The 16,652-nt window shown below is 63.4% G+C and carries 16 protein-coding genes; 13 read left to right on the forward strand and 3 right to left on the reverse strand.

What is annotated here, in order from left to right; translation table 11 throughout:
* Window positions 1-33: 33 nt before the first annotated feature.
* Both XH83_RS27170 and fdhD read right to left on the reverse strand, forming a co-directional pair.
* Window positions 34-402, reverse strand: a complete 369-nt coding sequence (locus tag XH83_RS27170) for a hypothetical protein (protein WP_194403733.1) — start codon at window positions 400-402, stop codon at window positions 34-36.
* A 144-nt stretch (window positions 403-546) separates the two neighbouring features.
* Entirely contained in the window at window positions 547-1,404 is an 858-nt protein-coding gene (gene fdhD / locus XH83_RS27175) for a formate dehydrogenase accessory sulfurtransferase FdhD (protein ID WP_194403734.1), read from the reverse strand.
* Window positions 1,405-1,706: 302 nt separating this feature from the next.
* Here fdhD and XH83_RS27180 point away from each other — a divergent pair, with 302 nt between their 5' ends.
* The 13 genes from XH83_RS27180 to XH83_RS27240 are packed head-to-tail and all read left to right on the forward strand — an operon-like array spanning window position 1,707 to window position 15,688.
* The gene (locus tag XH83_RS27180) at window positions 1,707-4,001 is read left to right on the forward strand and encodes an FdhF/YdeP family oxidoreductase (RefSeq protein ID WP_194403735.1); all 2,295 of its coding nucleotides are present in this window, start codon (window positions 1,707-1,709) and stop codon (window positions 3,999-4,001) included.
* Window positions 4,002-4,028: 27 nt separating this feature from the next.
* Window positions 4,029-4,682: a cytochrome c3 family protein gene (locus XH83_RS27185; protein WP_194403736.1), complete on the forward strand. Its 654-nt coding sequence runs from the start codon at window positions 4,029-4,031 to the stop codon at window positions 4,680-4,682.
* Window positions 4,670-7,513, forward strand: a complete 2,844-nt coding sequence (locus XH83_RS27190; protein WP_194403737.1) for a 4Fe-4S dicluster domain-containing protein — start codon at window positions 4,670-4,672, stop codon at window positions 7,511-7,513. The genes XH83_RS27185 and XH83_RS27190 overlap by 13 nt, the downstream gene beginning before the upstream one ends.
* Entirely contained in the window at window positions 7,510-8,877 is a 1,368-nt protein-coding gene (gene nrfD, locus XH83_RS27195) for an NrfD/PsrC family molybdoenzyme membrane anchor subunit (protein WP_194403738.1), read from the forward strand. Before XH83_RS27190 ends, nrfD begins: the two co-directional genes overlap by 4 nt.
* Window positions 8,874-9,392, forward strand: a complete 519-nt coding sequence (locus tag XH83_RS27200) for a DUF3341 domain-containing protein (RefSeq protein ID WP_194403739.1) — start codon at window positions 8,874-8,876, stop codon at window positions 9,390-9,392. Before nrfD ends, XH83_RS27200 begins: the two co-directional genes overlap by 4 nt.
* A 2-nt stretch (window positions 9,393-9,394) precedes the next feature.
* Window positions 9,395-9,919, forward strand: coding sequence for a cytochrome c (locus tag XH83_RS27205; RefSeq protein WP_194408419.1), 525 nt, complete (start codon window positions 9,395-9,397; stop codon window positions 9,917-9,919).
* A complete protein-coding gene (locus XH83_RS27210; protein WP_194403740.1) occupies window positions 9,916-10,986 on the forward strand; it encodes a hypothetical protein in 1,071 nt (356 codons plus the stop codon). The genes XH83_RS27205 and XH83_RS27210 overlap by 4 nt, the downstream gene beginning before the upstream one ends.
* Entirely contained in the window at window positions 10,976-11,380 is a 405-nt protein-coding gene (locus tag XH83_RS27215) for a hypothetical protein (protein WP_194403741.1), read from the forward strand. The genes XH83_RS27210 and XH83_RS27215 overlap by 11 nt, the downstream gene beginning before the upstream one ends.
* A complete protein-coding gene (locus XH83_RS27220) occupies window positions 11,377-12,150 on the forward strand; it encodes an SCO family protein (RefSeq protein ID WP_194403742.1) in 774 nt (257 codons plus the stop codon). Before XH83_RS27215 ends, XH83_RS27220 begins: the two co-directional genes overlap by 4 nt.
* Complete coding sequence (gene coxB, locus XH83_RS27225) at window positions 12,147-13,088, forward strand: cytochrome c oxidase subunit II (protein ID WP_194403743.1); 942 nt, start codon at window positions 12,147-12,149, stop codon at window positions 13,086-13,088. Before XH83_RS27220 ends, coxB begins: the two co-directional genes overlap by 4 nt.
* Window positions 13,081-14,754, forward strand: a complete 1,674-nt coding sequence (locus XH83_RS27230; RefSeq protein WP_194403744.1) for a cbb3-type cytochrome c oxidase subunit I — start codon at window positions 13,081-13,083, stop codon at window positions 14,752-14,754. Before coxB ends, XH83_RS27230 begins: the two co-directional genes overlap by 8 nt.
* Window positions 14,751-15,395: a cytochrome c oxidase subunit 3 gene (locus XH83_RS27235; protein WP_194403745.1), complete on the forward strand. Its 645-nt coding sequence runs from the start codon at window positions 14,751-14,753 to the stop codon at window positions 15,393-15,395. Before XH83_RS27230 ends, XH83_RS27235 begins: the two co-directional genes overlap by 4 nt.
* Window positions 15,392-15,688, forward strand: coding sequence for a cytochrome C oxidase subunit IV family protein (locus XH83_RS27240; RefSeq protein WP_194403746.1), 297 nt, complete (start codon window positions 15,392-15,394; stop codon window positions 15,686-15,688). The genes XH83_RS27235 and XH83_RS27240 overlap by 4 nt, the downstream gene beginning before the upstream one ends.
* Before the next feature lie 219 nt (window positions 15,689-15,907).
* Here XH83_RS27240 and XH83_RS27245 read toward each other — a convergent pair whose 3' ends face one another.
* Window positions 15,908-16,621 carry a PRC-barrel domain-containing protein gene (locus XH83_RS27245; protein WP_194403747.1) on the reverse strand — a complete coding sequence of 238 codons (714 nt, stop codon included), beginning with the start codon at window positions 16,619-16,621 and terminating at the stop codon, window positions 15,908-15,910.
* Between the last annotated feature and the right edge of the window lie 31 nt (window positions 16,622-16,652).

Raw genomic sequence — 16,652 nt, forward strand, 5'->3', positions numbered from 1 at the left:
TGAGAGCCGCGATGTTCGCCAAGGTGCGAGGAGCTACTTGGAGTTAGCGCTGTTGTTTGAAGAGCTTGAGCCCGTCGTCCCCTGAGAGTTAGCTGAGGAGCCGGATCCTGTCGTGGTCGCGTTCATCGCTTCGAACACCGACATGCCATGAGGACCAATCGTCATCAGCATGGGATTTCCGTCCTTGGTTTTGGCCTGCACGACGAAGGATTCAGCCACGACTTTGATGTCGGTGAAGCCTGCCTTCTTGAGATCGTCTTGAATTTTTTGTACCGCCGTGTTTTGGCCCGAGTTGGCGACTGACGGCGTGGTACTCGTGGAATTCGTGCCACCACCTTGCGCCAGTGCTGGAGTGGCGGCCATCGCGGCGAGCAGGAATCCCGCCAAAAGCGTCGTCTTCATCGCTGTCTCCTTTCGGTTTGGAAAGCCGAACATCACCACAGCGCTTGCCGGCTACAGACGTTCCGACCGAAACGGCGTGCGCGATCTGATGTCAGTACGAGACCGAACGAAGGCACGCTCCCGATTGCCCTCAAGAGCCGAAGTTCAGCGGGAAAGCATCTCGGGAGCCAGCCGCTCGACCCCAGCGGAGACCAATTCTTTCGTTTCAAAGAGCAGCCGGCTTGCATGGCTGAATATCTCGTAACCATCGTCACGTGCGACGGCGACGAGCGTAACGCCCGCCCGCTCGGCGGTCTCGATCGCCAGCGAAGTCGGCGCTGAAACGGCGACAAGAAGCGGCACGCCCATGCGTGCGGTTTTCTGCACCAATTCGACGGAGACCCGACTCGTTATGAGGACAGCGCCCCGCGACGTCTCCAGGCCGGCTCTGACTATCGCACCAGCGAGCTTGTCCAGCGCATTGTGGCGTCCGACGTCCTCCCTGACCAATCGAATGTCATCGCCGCCCCAGAACGCCGCCGCGTGCATCGCGCCCGTCGCCTGGTTATGTTGCTGGAGCGGCCGCAACGAGGCCATCGCCTTCAAAATGTCAAACGGCTGAAATCCAGCGGGGCTGACGACGCGCGCCGGGCGTGGGCAGGCCTGCTCCAAACTCTCGATTCCGCACAGGCCGCAGCCGACCGGCCCGACCATCGCCCTCCGCCTGTTGGCAAGGAGATCAGCATGCGAGCCGCCGAGCCAGATCTGCAGTTCGCACCCCAGCTCGAGCTCGACGGTGTCGATGCTGAGGATGTCATCACAGTCGTCCACAATGCCTTCGCTTAAGGTAAAGCCGATACCGAAGTCTACGAGATCGGCTGGCGAGGCCATCATTACCGCATAGGTCGATCCGTTGTAGGTGAGCGCTATCGGCCGCTCCTCTGCGACTCTGCGCGAAGACGGGATCGGATCGCGGCCTCGCCAGACCAGCTCTGGCTTGTCGAGTGTGCAGCGATCATCCATGGCCGGCTCCGAGATTGGCGTCTGGCAACCTCCTGCCAGGCGCCCCGGTTCCTCGCCCCTATCGAACGAACTCGCCCAATCAACACGAGTGCGCGATTTCCGGTACGGCAGCGAGCAAACTATCTATCGCGAATGAGACGCGCCATCCGCCGTCCGATCGAAGACCTTGGTGTCGTTGGCCTTTTTCCGCAGCTTTATCTCCGTTCTCGGAGTGGCAAGAAGGGCCGAGCCGAGGAACCGCCACCACGAACATACGTTGGCGATGCACCGGGTCTGGCGGGTTCCGGAAGAGAAGCAAGATCATGGCGCGACCGAACAAGGCTGGCGACGACACTCCCAATACAGTTGAATACGATGGTCCAGCCGGCGGATGGGGCTCTCTCGAAGGGATTGCCCGGATATTCGGCAAAGAGTGGGATTCGCCGGCGGCGCTGAATACCCTTCGCCGGCAAAACAAGCCGAAAGGCTTCATGTGCGTTTCCTGCTCGTGGGCAAAGCCGGCCGATTACCACACGTTCGAATTCTGCGAGAACGGCGCCAAAGCGACCCTTTGGGAGTTGACCTCACGCCGCTGCACGCCGGAGTTCTTCGCCGAACATACAGTGACCCATCTTCTCTCTTGGAGCGACTACGATCTCGAGCAACAGGGTCGCCTCACGCATCCGCTTCGCTACGACAGTACCACTGACAAATACGTGCCCTGCCCCTGGGACGAGGCGTTTCAAGCCATCGGCTCGCAACTAAAAGCGCTCGATCCTAAGTCGGTCGTGTTCTATTCATCGGGTCGCGCCAGCCTTGAGACCTCCTATCTCTATGCCCTGTTCGCGCGGGTTTATGGCAACAACAACCTGCCTGATAGTTCGAACATGTGCCACGAAACGACGTCGGTGGCGCTCAAAAAGCTGATTGGCGCCGGCGTTGGAACCGTGGTCTTCGACGACCTCAGCAACTGCGATGCAATGTTCTTCTTCGGGCAGAATACGGGATCGAACAGTCCCCGCTTCCTGCACCCACTCCAGGACGCGGCCAAGCGCGGTGTACAGATCATCACCTTCAATCCTGTGCGTGAAAAGGGCCTCGAAGTCTTCATCAATCCCCAGAATCCGGCGGAGATGCTGACGGGCAAGGCTACGCAGATCAGCAGCCAGTACCACCAGGTGAAAGTTGGCGGCGACATCGCCGTCATCGTCGGCATCTGCAAGCATGTCTTCGCCGCCGACGACGCGGCAAAGCAGCAAGGCAAACGTGTCATCGATGCTCCCTTCATCGAGCAGCACACGCACGGTTCCGAAGACTTCGAGGCCAAAGTCCGAGCGACTTCCTGGGAGGAAATCGAAGCCGCCTCTGGCCTGAGCCGATCCGTCATTGAGGAGGCCGCGCAGGTTTATGTCGAGGCAGACCGCGTAATCGGCATCTACGGCATGGGCCTGACCCAGCACGTGCACGGCTTTCAGAACGTGGCAATGCTCGTCAACATGCTGCTTCTGAAGGGAAACATCGGGCGAGACGGCACCGGGATTTCGCCGGTGCGTGGGCATTCTAATGTGCAGGGTCAGCGCACCGTCGGCATTTCGGAGAAACCCGAGCTGGTTCCCCTCGACAAATACGCCAAGCAGTTCGGGTTCGAGCCACCGCGCGAAAAGGGCATGAATACCGTCGAGACCTGCGAAGGCGTTCTGGCCGGCAAGGTCAAGGCCTTCGTCGGGTTAGGTGGAAACTTCGTGCGAGCCATTCCCGAGCGGTCGAAGATGGAAGAGGCCTGGCGCGGATTAGACCTCACTGTTCAGATCGCGACCAAGCTGAACCGCAGCCACTTGGTGCACGGCAAAGCTGCTTATCTATTGCCATGCCTCGGCCGGACCGAAGAAGACATTCAGGCAAGCGGTCAGCAAGCCGTGACGATGGAGGACACTTTCAGCTGCATCCAGGGCTCGATCGGGTTGCGCAAGCCGGCAAGCGAACACCTGAAATCCGAGGTGGCGATCGTCGCGGGCCTGGCAAAGGCGACCCTGCAGCCGAATCCGAAGTTGAAATGGGATGAATGGGCCGGCAACTACGACCTCATCCGGAACGAGATCGCCGAGACCTATCCGGACGAATTCCACGAGTTCAACGCGCGGATGTTCACGCCCGGCGGTTTCTATCGCGGCAATTCGGCCCGCGAACGGATCTGGAAGACTGAAAGCGGCAAGGCGGAGTTTACCGTCCCGGAGACGCTCAGTTCGACCGGCTTTTCGGATGCGCCCGGGCGCTTCCGACTGCTGACCATGCGCAGCAACGACCAGTTCAACACGACGATTTACGGCTACAGCGATCGGATGCGGGGCATCGAGGGCACCAGAGACGTGCTGTTGATGAGCCCGGACGAAATCGCGCGCGCCGGCCTCCGGGAAGGCCAAATGGTCTCGCTGGTCAGTGACGCGGAGGATGGTGTCACGCGAGAGGTCGGTCCGCTGAAGGTAACGCCGTTCAACCTGCCTGACGGCTGCGTCGGCGCCTACTATCCAGAAATGAACCCGCTGATCCCGCTGTCGCACCACGACATCCATTCGAAGACGCCGGCCGCAAAATCAGTTCCTGTTCGAATTCGCGCGTGAACGTCTTAGCGCGGCTGGGGGCGATCAATGCAGCTCTTTCGTCCAGGCGCGAACACGATTGCGACCTTGATCATGGCGGCGATTGGAGCGGCACCGGTGCTTGCAGTGGGGTTGTCCTATGAGGTGATGCGGTCCCCCAATGTCACCAACCAGAACATCACCCGGAATCAGCCGGTGCCGTTCAGCCACGAGCATCATGTTTCCGGGCTCGGACTCGATTGCCGCTATTGCCACACCTCCGTCGAGAAAGCACGCTTTGCCGGCATTCCTCCGACCGAGACTTGCATGACCTGTCATTCGCAGATCTGGACGAATGCGCAGATGCTGGCGCCGGTACGGGAGAGCCTTGCCAGAAACAAGCCGATGGCGTGGACCCGCGTCAACCGGCTTCCGGACTATGTCTATTTTGATCATTCGGTCCACTTCGCAAAAGGGGTGGGATGCACCACCTGTCATGGTGACGTCGGACAGATGCGGCTGATGCGACAAGCAGCTCCTCTTACGATGCAATGGTGCCTCGACTGCCACCGTAATCCTGAGCCTCACCTGCGTCCTCGCGAGGCGGTTTTCGATCCGAAATGGCAACCGCCTAAGAACCAGGCGGAAGCCGGGTCCAAGCTCGCCGCAACTTACCACATCAATACTGGTCATTTGACGGATTGCACCATATGCCACCGCTGAAGGAATTGCCGACGCGGCCCGACCCGGTTCGGCGCAGCAAGCTCAGCCGCCGTCAGGCACTCAGCCTGCTCGCGACCGGCATGGCAAGTGGCCTCGCGGCCTGCAGCAAGCCGGACGAGACAATCCTGCCATATGTCAAGATGCCGGAGCGGATCGTTCCTGGCGAACCGCTGAAATTCGCGACGGCGCTCGGACTTGCCGGAATAGGGCGCGGCGTCATCGTCACCGCGATCGACGGCCGGCCGATCAAGGTGGAAGGCAATCCGCGCCATCCCGGCAGTCTCGGCGCCACCGACGTGTTCGCCGAGGCCGCCGTGCTGTCGCTCTACGATCCGGACCGTTCTCGCACCATCCTTCATGATGGCGCCATTGCCTCGCGCGAAGCGCTGCAAGGTGCGCTGGCAGGCCAGATCACCGACGCCCGCAGCCGTCAGGGCGACGGCCTCCGCCTGTTGACCAGCCGCACCACATCCCCGACCGTGCTCCGCCAGATCGATGGCCTGCTCCAGGCGTTCCCCGCCGCGGCGTGGCACGCCTACGCCCCGACCGACGACGACAACGCGCGAGAGGGAAGCCAGCTCGCCCATGGCCGGCCCCTTCACGGCGTCGCCGATCTCGCCAAGGCGCGCGTTATCGTGGCGCTCGATGCCGATCCGATCGGACACGGACCCGACCAGATCCGGCACGGCCGCGGCTTCGCCGAGGGTCGAAGCGATGCCAAAAGCTTCTCGCGTCTCTATTGTCTCGAGAGCGCGTTGACGCTGACGGGAGCCAAGGCCGACGAGCGGCTGGCACTGCAACCCGAGGCCATTGAACGGTTCGCGATGAGGCTCGCGGGAGAGCTTGGTGCAGCTCAAGGAGCGACAGAGCTTCCCGAGCACGAGCGCGCGTTGCTGCGCAAGATCTCGACCGACCTCAGCGGCCACAAGGGCGCAGCGCTCGTCATGGCGGGACCGACGCTGTCGAAGGAGGTTCATGCGCTGGTTAACTGGATCAACGCGCAGATCAATGCACCGATCCGTCTCATTGAGCCGTTCGACCGCACGCCGTCGGGCAAGCGGGCCGACACGCTCGAACGGCTCGCGGGCGATCTCGCGGCGGGGAGCGTGCGCCAGCTCATCATCGTTGGCGCGAACCCGGTCTACGACGCGCCCGCCGATCTGCAGTTCGGAGCGCGGGTACAGCAGGCGCCGTTCCGGCTGCATATGGGGGAGTATGTCGACGAGACCGCGGCCCTCGCAACCTGGCACGTTCCGCACCATCATCCACTCGAAGCTTGGTCGGACCTGCGCGCGAGCGACGGCACCGCGAGCATCGCCCAGCCCCTGATCAGGCCGCTCTACGGCAGCTACGGCGTCCACGAGCTGCTGGCCTGGCTCACCGGCGAACAGGACGCGAGCGCGTATGATCTGGTGCGGCAGACCTGGCAAGGCGCGGCCTCTGGCGATTTCGAGGCGTGGTGGCAACAGGCGCTGCACGCCGGCGTCATTGCCGGCACCAGCGCCGCCACCGTTACCCCGGCTGCGCCGCAACTACCGCCGATGCCGGGCGGCGAAGCACAGGACACGCATGCCAGCGACATCACCCTCATCCTGCGCCCCGATCCCTGCCTGTGGGACGGCTCCTTTGCCAACAATGCGTGGCTGCAGGAATGCCCCAAGCCGCTGACCAAGCAGGTCTGGGGCAATGCGCTCGCGCTGCATCCCGACGACGCGACGAGGCTCGGCGTCGCCTCCGGCGATATCGTCGCGATCGGTGCCGGCGATCGAACGCTCGACGTGCCGGTTCTGACCGAGCCCGGGACCGCAGCCGGGGTCGGCACGCTCACGCTCGGCGCGGGCCGGCACAAAGCGGGCGCAATCGGTGACGGCGTCGGCGTAAATGCCTATGCACTGCGAACCGGAGAGCATCGCTGGCGCATTCCAAGCATCTCGGTCACGCGAACCGGACGCCGGGAGCCGATCCTAACCACGCAAAACGTGGTGCGGACACCGGACGATGTCCGCGAACTCTATCCGTTGTACCAGCTCGGTCAAACGCCGGCGGCGGCAGCTTCGGACGATCCGCCGAGCCTGATGCCGCGCACCGTCCAGTCGAGCGACGGCCATGCCTGGGCCATGGTGATCGACACGTCGGTTTGCATCGGCTGCAATGCCTGCGTGGTGTCGTGCCAGGCCGAAAACAACGTTCCGGTCGTGGGACCGGAGCAGATCGCGATGGGACGCGACATGCACTGGATGCGCGTCGATGTCTACGATCACGGCGCGGCCAACGGGATGCCGCTCGGCTTCCAGCCGGTCCCCTGCATGCACTGCGAGCATGCGCCGTGCGAGCCGGTCTGCCCGGTCGCGGCGTCCGTGCACGACCACGAAGGCCTGAACGGGCAAGTCTACAATCGCTGCATCGGGACCCGCTTCTGCGAGGCGAACTGCCCCTACAAAGTCCGGCGCTTCAATTTCTTCGGCTACGCCGACGGCGAGGAGTATGCAAATCTCGGCGCGGAATCCTATCGCGGGCAGAAGAATCCGGAGGTGACTGTTCGCGCGCGCGGCGTCATGGAGAAGTGCACCTATTGTGTCCAGCGGATCAGCGGCGCACGGCGCAGCGCGGAACGCGAGAATCGTCCGCTCGGTCCGGACGAGGTGCGCACCGCGTGCCAGAATGCCTGTCCGACGCGCGCCATCAGCTTTGGCGACCTCAACCAGGCTGACGCCGAGATCAACCGCGGCAAGGCCGACCCGCGCCACTATGCCCTGCTCGGGCATCTCGGCACGCGGCCGCGGACCACTTATCTGGCCGACCTGCGCAATCCCGCGGAGGAGCAGACATGAGCCGGGTCCTCGTGCCGCAACAGCCGCCCGCGCATCGCTGGATTTCGGCGGAGCGCGCCGACGACGTCGCGATCACCCAGGCCATCGCCGACCAGCTGTTCACCGGGTTCGGCAAGCGCTGGTGGCTCGCGCTGCTCGCCACCCTGCCCTTCGTGCTCTGGCTGCTGGTCGCGATCGTCTGGCTGTTCTACCGCGGCATCGGCATCTGGGGCATCAACTCCACCATCGTGTGGGGCGTTGCCATCGCCAATTACGTCTGGTGGATCGGCATCGGCAACGCCGGCACGCTGATCTCGGCGATGCTGCTGCTGACCCGGCAGCGATGGCGCGCCTCGATCAACCGCTTCGCGGAGGCCATGACGCTGTTCGCGGTCGCGATCGCCGGGCTGATGCCGATCATCCATCTCGGCCAGCCGATCTATGCCTACTGGCTCGCGCCCTATCCGAACACGATGGCGCTGTGGCCGCAATGGCGCAGCGCGCTTGTCTGGGACTTCTGGGCCATCGTCAGCTATCTGCTGTTCTCCATCCTGTTCTGGTACGTCAGTCTCATCCCCGACCTCGCCACCATGCGCGACCGCGCGCCGTGGCGAGGGGCCCAGCTTGTCTACGGCGCTTTCGCGCTGGGCTGGCGCGGCTCGGCGCGAGAATGGTCGCGCCTCCAGACGCTGCACAGCACGATGGCGGCGCTCGGCGTGCCGCTGGTCTGTTCGGTCCATTCGATCGTTGGCCTCGACTTCGCCGCCAGCCTCATGCCCGGCTGGCAGGAGAGCATCTTCCCGCCCTATTTCGTGGTCGGCGCGATGTATTCGGGCTTCGCGATGGTCGTCGTGCTCGCAGCGGGGATCCGATGGGGGCTCGGCCTCCAGGCCATCATTACGCCCCGGCATTTCGACGCGATGGCCCGCATCCTGTTGATGGCCTCCATCGTGATGTTCTATTCCTATGCGACCGAGTGGTTCATGGGCTGGTATGGCGGCGAGCATGCCGACCGCGCCTTTGTGCGATTCGAATTCGCGGGCACCTATGCGCCGCTGTACTGGGCGCTCCTGACCTGCAACTGCCTGGTGCCACAGCTCCTTTGGTGGCCGTTCGCGCGACGCTCGCTGCCGGTGCTCATTCTTGTCGCCATTGCGATCAACATCGGGATGTGGCTCGAGCGCATCCTGATCGTCTGGAACACGCTGTCTCACGGCTACATGCCCTCGCTGTGGCACAGCTTCCATTTCACATTCTGGGACTGGAGCTTCCTGATCGCGCCACTCGGCTTCTTTGCCTTCCTGTTCCTGCTCTTCATGCGGCTGATCCCGAGCGTGTCGATGTTCGACATGCGCGAACTCGCTCACGAGGAGGCCGCCGCATGACCTCGACCCTGGTGGCGCAGTTCCTCGACCCCGAAACGCTGCAAGGAGCGCTGCAGCGCGTGAAGGGCACGGGTCATGCCGCATTAGACGCCTTCACCCCCTATCCGATCGAGGGGCTGGCGGAGCAGCTCGGCGTCGCGCGCTCGCGGATCCGACCGGCGATGCTGATCGGCGGGCTCGCGACCGCCGCTTTCGCGTTCGGCCTGCAATGGTACAGCGCCGTGATCGATTATCCGATCGACAGCGGTGGGCGGCCGCTCAATTCCTGGCAGGTCTTCCTGCTCGTCCCCTTCGAGGTCGGCGTCTTTGCCGCCGCCCTCGCCGGCGTGATCGCCTTTCTCCGGTCGTGCCGCCTGCCGCGGCTACACGATGCGCTGTTCGAGATTCCAGGCTTCGAGCGCGCAACGCAGGATCGCTACGTCCTCGTCGCCGCGTCCGAAGCCGATCCCAACGACTTGCGGACGGTGCTCACCGAAGCCGGTGCCGTCGCGGTGACGGAGCTGCGCTTGCCATGACGATCCGCCGGCTGCTCTGTTTGATGATGCTCCCGGCCGCGCTCGGCGGCTGCGGCGATCATTCGATGACGCAGCAGAACCGCTACGGCACGTTCACCAAGGCAGCGCTGTTCAAGGACGGGACCGAAGCCCAGGTCCCGCCGAAGGGCGCGATCGCGCAGGGCGAACTCGATCGCGCGCGGCAGATCGCGACGCCGCCGCCCGTCGACATGGCGCTGCTGGCGCGCGGCCGCGAGCGTTTCGGCATCTACTGTTCGCCCTGCCACGGACTCTCCGGCCATGGCGACGGCATGATCGTGCAGCGCGGCTTTCCCGCCCCGCCGTCGTTTCATTCGAGCCGGCTCCGGCAGGCCGACGCCCGGCACTTCTTCGACGTGATCACAAACGGTTACGGCGCGATGTATTCCTATGCCGCGCGCGTCGAGCCGCGCGACCGCTGGGCCATCATCGCCTATATCCGCGCGCTTCAGCAGTCGCAGCGGACCGATATGGCCGAGGTCCCGCAGCTAAGGAGCAAGCTGCCATGATCGCGGCATCGCATCGGCAGACTCTGTCGGCATTCGGCAACCGGCATGCGGCGGCCGGGCTTGCGCTGCTGACGCTCACGGCCGCGCTGGTGCTCGTTCTCGGGCGCCTGGCTATTTATCCACCCCTGCTGCAGGGCTGGCTGCTGGCGTTCGCCATCTGGAGCTGCGCCCCGGTCGGCAGCTTGAATTTGCTGCTGATCCACCGCCTGACCGGCGGGGTCTGGGGCATCGCCGCTGCACCGGTCCTGCGTCCGCTCGCCGCCATGATGCCTCTCGTTGCTATTGCGTTCGTCCCGGTCCTTGCCGCATTGCCGTCGATCTATCCGTGGGCCGCGAATCCCGGCGAGATCAAGCCGGACGTCGCGATGTGGTATCTGAGCCAGACCTCATTCATCCTGCGGGCGGCGATCACCCTGGCGGGGTGGTCAATTCTTGCAGTGATCTTTGCGTCCGGTCTCGGCGCGAGGCTGCTGGCCGGGCTCGGCCTTGCTTTCTTCGGGCTCACCATCAGCATGGTCGCGGTGGACTGGTTCCTGTCGATCGAACCCCATTACGTGTCCACCGCTTTCGCGTCGATGATCGCGATCCAGCAGTTGCTGGCGGCTCTCGCTGTGCTGGGCGTTGTCGGCATCGGAAATGTTGGAGGCCGGGCAAGGAGCGACATCGGCAAGCTACTGATGGCGACGCTGCTTGGCGTCGTCTATCTCTCTTACATGACGTTCGTAGTCGCCTGGTATGGCGATCTGCCTCACAAGGCCGCATGGTTTCTCAAGCGCGGTACCGACACATGGGCTGCAATTTTGATCGCGACCTTTCTCATTGGCGCGGTTCTGCCGTTCACGATGCTTTTGCTCGCCAGCGTGCGCGCCAGCCGCGCCGGCCTACGTGCCGTTGGTGTGCTTCTGCTGCTCGGGACCGGCCTGCACTTCGCCTGGCTGATCCTGCCTGCCTTCGCCCGGCAACCCGCCGTCGCCCTCGCCGGCCTTGGTTCGCTCGTCGTCCTGACCGCGTCTTCCGTGCTATTCGGTCGAGGCCTCACATCCGCAGGCGGCCGCCATGCCGGTTGAGGAGATGGGACATCGCGCGCTGCCGCAACCGGCCGATGTCGACAACCGCGTCGTCCTGGCCGTGGTCGGCAGCTTCCTGCTGTTCGTGGCGGCGGCCATCGCAGGACTCCTGCTGTTTCTAAATGCGCAGGTGCCGGGCGCCTTCTTCCCGCGCACGGAGCGGCGGTTTCCGGCGCCGGCGTTGCAGACATCGCCGCAGGCCGACCTCGAGCGCTTCGAAGCCGAGCAGCAGGCCCGGCTCTCCGGCTATGCCTGGGTGGATCGCGACCACAATCAGGCGCGCATCCCGATCGATCAGGCGATGCAAATCGTCGTAGGCCGCGGCGCGCACGCGTATGACGCGATCGGGGATCACGACGCTCAACCGCCCCCTGCCGACGGAGGCAAACCATGAGGCGGGCGCTCCTCGTTCTTGCGCTCGTGTTGTGGCCGGCGCTCGCGCAGGCCGGATTGACCGAGCAGGAGATCGCGCGCGTCGCCTTCGACCCGCCGGCCGATGCACATGTTCCGCTCACCCTGCAATTCACCGGCCTCGACGACCGTCCCGTGTCAGTTGGCGACGCGATCGCCGGACGTCCGACACTGCTGATCCCGGCAGACTTCACCTGCCAGCAGATCTGCGGGCCGGCGCTGACGATCGCCAGCTCGGCCTTGCAGCAGGGCGGGCTCGCCGCGGGACGCGACTACAGCCTCGTTATCGTCGGGATCGATCCGCGCGATAGCCGCGAGGACGCGCGGCGCTTCACGGAGGGACAGATCGGGCGGGCCGGGGTCTCCGTCCTGACCGGATCGGACGAGGCCGTGCGCACGCTGCTCGACAGCATCGGCTACCACACCGCGTTCGACCGCAGCCGTGACGCCGTCGCGCATCCGGCGGCGTTCGTCACGCTTGCACCGGACGGCCGGGTCGTCCGAGCGCTGTCCAGCCTGGCGCTGCAGCCGGGCGATCTGCGCCTCGCGCTGCTCGAGGCCAGCAACGGCCGCATCGGCGGGCTGCCCGGCCGGATCGCGCTGCTGTGCTACGGCTTCGATCCGATACACGGCATCTATACCAGCAGGATCGCCGCGATCCTGCAGCTTCTCGGCGCCGCAACGGTCGCCGCCATGGCGGGGCTGATCGGGCTGTTGCTGTTGCGCGGCAAACGACGCGGAGCTTCGGCATGAACTCGCTGTTCAGGCTGCCGGAGGCCAGCACGCACGCCGTCACGGTCGATCACATCTTCTATCTCCTGCTGGCGCTGTCCGGCGCAACTGTCGTGCTCGTGTTCGGGCTGATCCTGCTGTTCGCCGTGCGCTACCGGCGCGGATCGAAGGCCAAGCGCGGTCTGATGCCAGAGATTCTGAGTCGCGAGTTCGAGATCGGCTGGACGCTCGCCACCCTCCTCACCTTCATATTCCTGTTCTGGTGGGCCTCCTCCGCCGACCTCAGCAGCCTCGACGCGCCGCCCCATGCGCTAGAGATCCATGTGGTCGCGAAGCAGTGGATGTGGAAGACGCAGCACACGAACGGGGCCCGCGAGATCAACGCGCTGCATGTGCCGCTGAACCGGCCGGTGCATCTGCTGATGAGTTCGCAAGACGTCATCCACTCGTTCTTCGTGCCGGCGTTCCGCGTCAAGCAGGACGTGGTGCCCGGCCGCGATACCGATATCTGGTTTCAGGCGAGCAAGAGCGGCACCTTCCCGCTTCTTTGCGCCGAATATTGCGGCACCAACCATTCGATGATGCGAGGCAAGATCGTGGTCATGCGCCAGGATGACTATGCTCGGTGGTTGACCCAGCAACCCGAAGGCGACGATCTCGCGCATGAGGGCGCCAAGCTGTTCGTCTCGCAGGGATGCGCGGGCTGTCACGCAGCCTCGTCCAACGTCCACGCACCGCGCCTGGCGGGCCTCTATGGCCGTACAGTGCAACTGGCGGATGGTCGCACCGTTTCCGCCGACGACGCCTATATCCGGGATTCGATCCTGCAGCCGAAGCGCGACGTCGTGGCCGGCTTTGAACCGATCATGCCGAGCTTCAAGGGGTTGCTCGATGACGGCGAAATCCAGAGCCTGACCGCCTATATCCGCTCGCTTCGGGAGGAGCAGCAAAATGACTGACGCCCTGCTCGCCGGAGAGCTGCCGCTACCGCAGCGCCCGGATTATCTCCGCCACGGTTCCACGATCCGGTCATGGCTTGCCACCACCGATCACAAGCGCATCGCGATCCTCTACGCCGTGACCATCACGATCTTCTTCTTCATGGGTGGCGCTGCGATCACGGCCGTGCGGCTCGAATTGTTTCAACCCAACGGATGGTTGTTGACCTCGGACACCTACAACAAGCTGTTCTCGTTCCACGGGATCATCATGGTCTGGTTCTTCCTCGTGCCATCGATCCCCAACACGTTCGGCAATTTCCTCCTGCCGCTCATGATCGGCGCCCCCGACGTCGCTTTTCCGCGCCTCAATCTTTTCAGCTGGTATTTGACCATCGCAGCCGGCGCATTCACCGTCTATGCCCTCGTTGCGGGCGGCGTCGACACCGGCTGGACGTTTTACACGCCTTACTCGTCGATGTTCTCCAACACCCACGTCTTCGCGGCGGCGGCCGGCGTGTTTGTGGTCGGGTTTGCCAGCATCGCCACGGGCGTGAACTTCATCGCGACCACCCACATGCTACGCGCTCCCGGCATGACCTGGTTCCGGCTGCCGCTGTTCGTCTGGGCCATCTACGCGACATCGCTAATCATGGTGCTCGCAACGCCGGTTCTCGCGATCTCGCTGCTGCTGGTGATCGCCGAGCGGGTGTTCGGCCTGCCAATCTTCGATCCCGCACGCGGCGGCGATCCGATCCTATTCCAGCACTTGTTCTGGTTCTACTCGCACCCGGCCGTTTACATCATGGTCTTGCCAGCCATGGGCGTCGTGTCCGAGATCATCCCCTGCTTCGCGCGGCGGCGGATCTTCGGCTACGATTTCATGGTCTATGCCATGCTCGCAATCGCCGGCATCGGCTTCTTCGTCTGGGGACACCACATGTTCGTCTCCGGTCAGTCGCCGCTGGCGAGCCTGGTGTTCTCCTTCCTCTCCTTCATCATCGCGGTGCCTTCGGCTATCAAGGTCTTCAACTGGACCGCCTCGCTCTATCGCGGCCAGATCAGCTTTGATTCCCCGATGCTCTATGCGCTCGGCTTTGTCGGGTTGTTTACGACTGGCGGGCTCTCCGGACTTTTTCTCGCCTCGATCCCCGTCGATATCCATGTGACCGATACCTATTTCGTGGTTGCTCACTTCCATTACATCATGGTCGGCGGCTCTGTTTCCGCCTTTTTTGCCGGCCTGCATTTCTGGTGGCCCAAGGTAACGGGCCGGCTCTATCCGGAGAGCTGGGCGAAGTTCGCCGCCATTCTCATGTATGCCGGCTTCAACATGACGTTCCTGCCCCAATTCTTCGCCGGTTATCTGGGCATGCCCAGGCGCTATCACACCTATCCGGCGGAGTTTCAGATCTACAACGTGATGTCGTCGGCCGGCGCGGCGGTGCTCGCGCTCGCCTACTTGCTGCCGCTCGGCTATTTGACCTGGTCGCTCTTCTACGGCGGAAAAGCCGCCAGGAATCCGTGGGGCGCCACCGGCCTCGAATGGACCACGAGTTCGCCGCCGCCGCCCAAGAACTTCGACCGGCAGCCCCGCGTCGACCGCGCGCCCTATGACTACCACGCCGAAGGCATGTCCGCCGGGACCGATCCTCCGGAAATGCAAAATGCGAGAGAAACGCGATGAGCGACGAAAGTGCACTGCTGAGAGAACCCTGGATAGATTTCGGCCGGCAGCGTGAGGCGGGCAAGTTCGGCATCTGGGTCTTCCTGGCCAGCGAGACGCTGTTCTTTGGTGCCTTGTTGTTGACCTACACTGCGTGTCGGATCGAACACCCGGACGCGTTCGCGGCCGCCGGCCGCGAAACCAACGTCTGGTACGGTACGATCAACACCGCCGTGCTGTTGACCAGCAGCCTGACGATGGCGGTCGCAGCGCAGGCGGCCGAGGAGGCTGCGCGATTGCGACGGCTTGTCCTCGCGTGTCTCATCATCACGGCGATGCTCGGTCTCGCGTTCATCGTCATCAAGGGCTTCGAATACAAGGAGGACATTGACAAGCATCTGGTACCGGGAGCCGGGTTTGCATTGCCTCAGCCCGGAGCACAACTGTTTTACGGGTTCTATTGGCTGGTCACGGGTGTGCACGCGATCCATCTCTCTATCGGCATTGGGCTGGTGAGCCGCTTGATCTGGGTGCTCTACCGGCGCGAGCTTCCCGCGAAAGACAATCCCGAGATCGAGGTCACGGCCTTGTATTGGCACTTGGTCGATATCGTATGGATTTTCCTCTACCCGCTCATCTACTTGCCGGGACGCGCGTCATGAACAGGCGAGGCGCATCAGGCGACATCCGCCACCTATGGGTGAGGAACCTGCTGATCTGGGCCGCGCTACTCGTTCTTCTGCTGCTCAGCCTAATCGCGGCTTACATCCCCATGGGCCGCATCACCACAGCGACCGGTATCGTCATCGCGGCGGCAAAGTCGACACTGGTCGTCCTGCTCTTTATGGAACTTGCTTCAGCGAAGCCGTTGATCCGCCTCGCGGCGATCGCGGGCCTTGTCTTCCTGATGGCGATGTTCGCATTGACCTTCGCCGACGTCCTCGCTCGACCCTGAGCGCTTCGGAAGCGCCAACAAGTATCCGCTTAGTACGCGGCTACTTCCGATACCGCACGTGTCCATGAAAGGCTCTGATGCAGCCACGTCCAAACGCAGTTTCGAGGGGACGGAGGGCGTTCTGCGCTTGAGGACGTGACCGCACCAGTTTGCTTGGGAGAGGCCAGGCTCCTGCTGGACGCACGGCGCCGGACATTACCCACCCAAGATTTGATCTCCTCACGAGTTTCGAAACTCCTTCAGGTCGAGTCGTAGACCGGCCTTGCTTGCCTGATCTGCCGTGACGTAAGGCAGGCCATAATAGCTGAGCTTTGGGCTCCATTGCCCGGTCTGGCCTGGGTAAGGAAAGGCGTAGGTCCCTCCGCCGGCAGACGCTTCGCGGGATATCACGACTGCCGCAAGCTTGCCGCCGCTGTCGAAAACCAGATCGGAGACATAGCCATAGCCTTGCCCAGCCTGCAGCCGCGCGTAGTCGCCGATGACTTTCGAAATCGAGAACTCGTGCGGCTCCGCTTGTGCTTGGCCGGGATCGACGAAGAGGCCGTATTCTCGCGACCTCAAATCGGCGAAGTCAGCAACGAGAGCCCCTTCGTGAAGCGGCCTCATCACTCGCTTGAAGGGAATCCGCGAGATGAACTCGGGCTCGTCCTCTGTTCTAAAGCCTTCAACCAGCAACGAAACAATCTGCCCGTCGTCCGCAAGGATCATGTTCCGGACAGCTCCCAAATACTCGCCTTTCAAGGAGAACACCGCACTGCCAAGCAAGCGAGAGGCACGGTATCCATCGTAAACCGTTCTGGAGAACTGTGGGGAATGTGCTGATTGTTCCGTCGCAACCGGCGTTGCCGGCTCGGACCACGCGGCGACCGGCAGAACGGAGCTTGAAATTGTACCTATGAGAATTGCAAGGGCGATCCTGATCTTTACCCGCATTCCATTGCTCCTGCGATGGGGATTGTTCCAG

The organism is Bradyrhizobium sp. CCBAU 53351 (genome assembly GCF_015291745.1).
Taxonomy (GTDB): domain Bacteria; phylum Pseudomonadota; class Alphaproteobacteria; order Rhizobiales; family Xanthobacteraceae; genus Bradyrhizobium.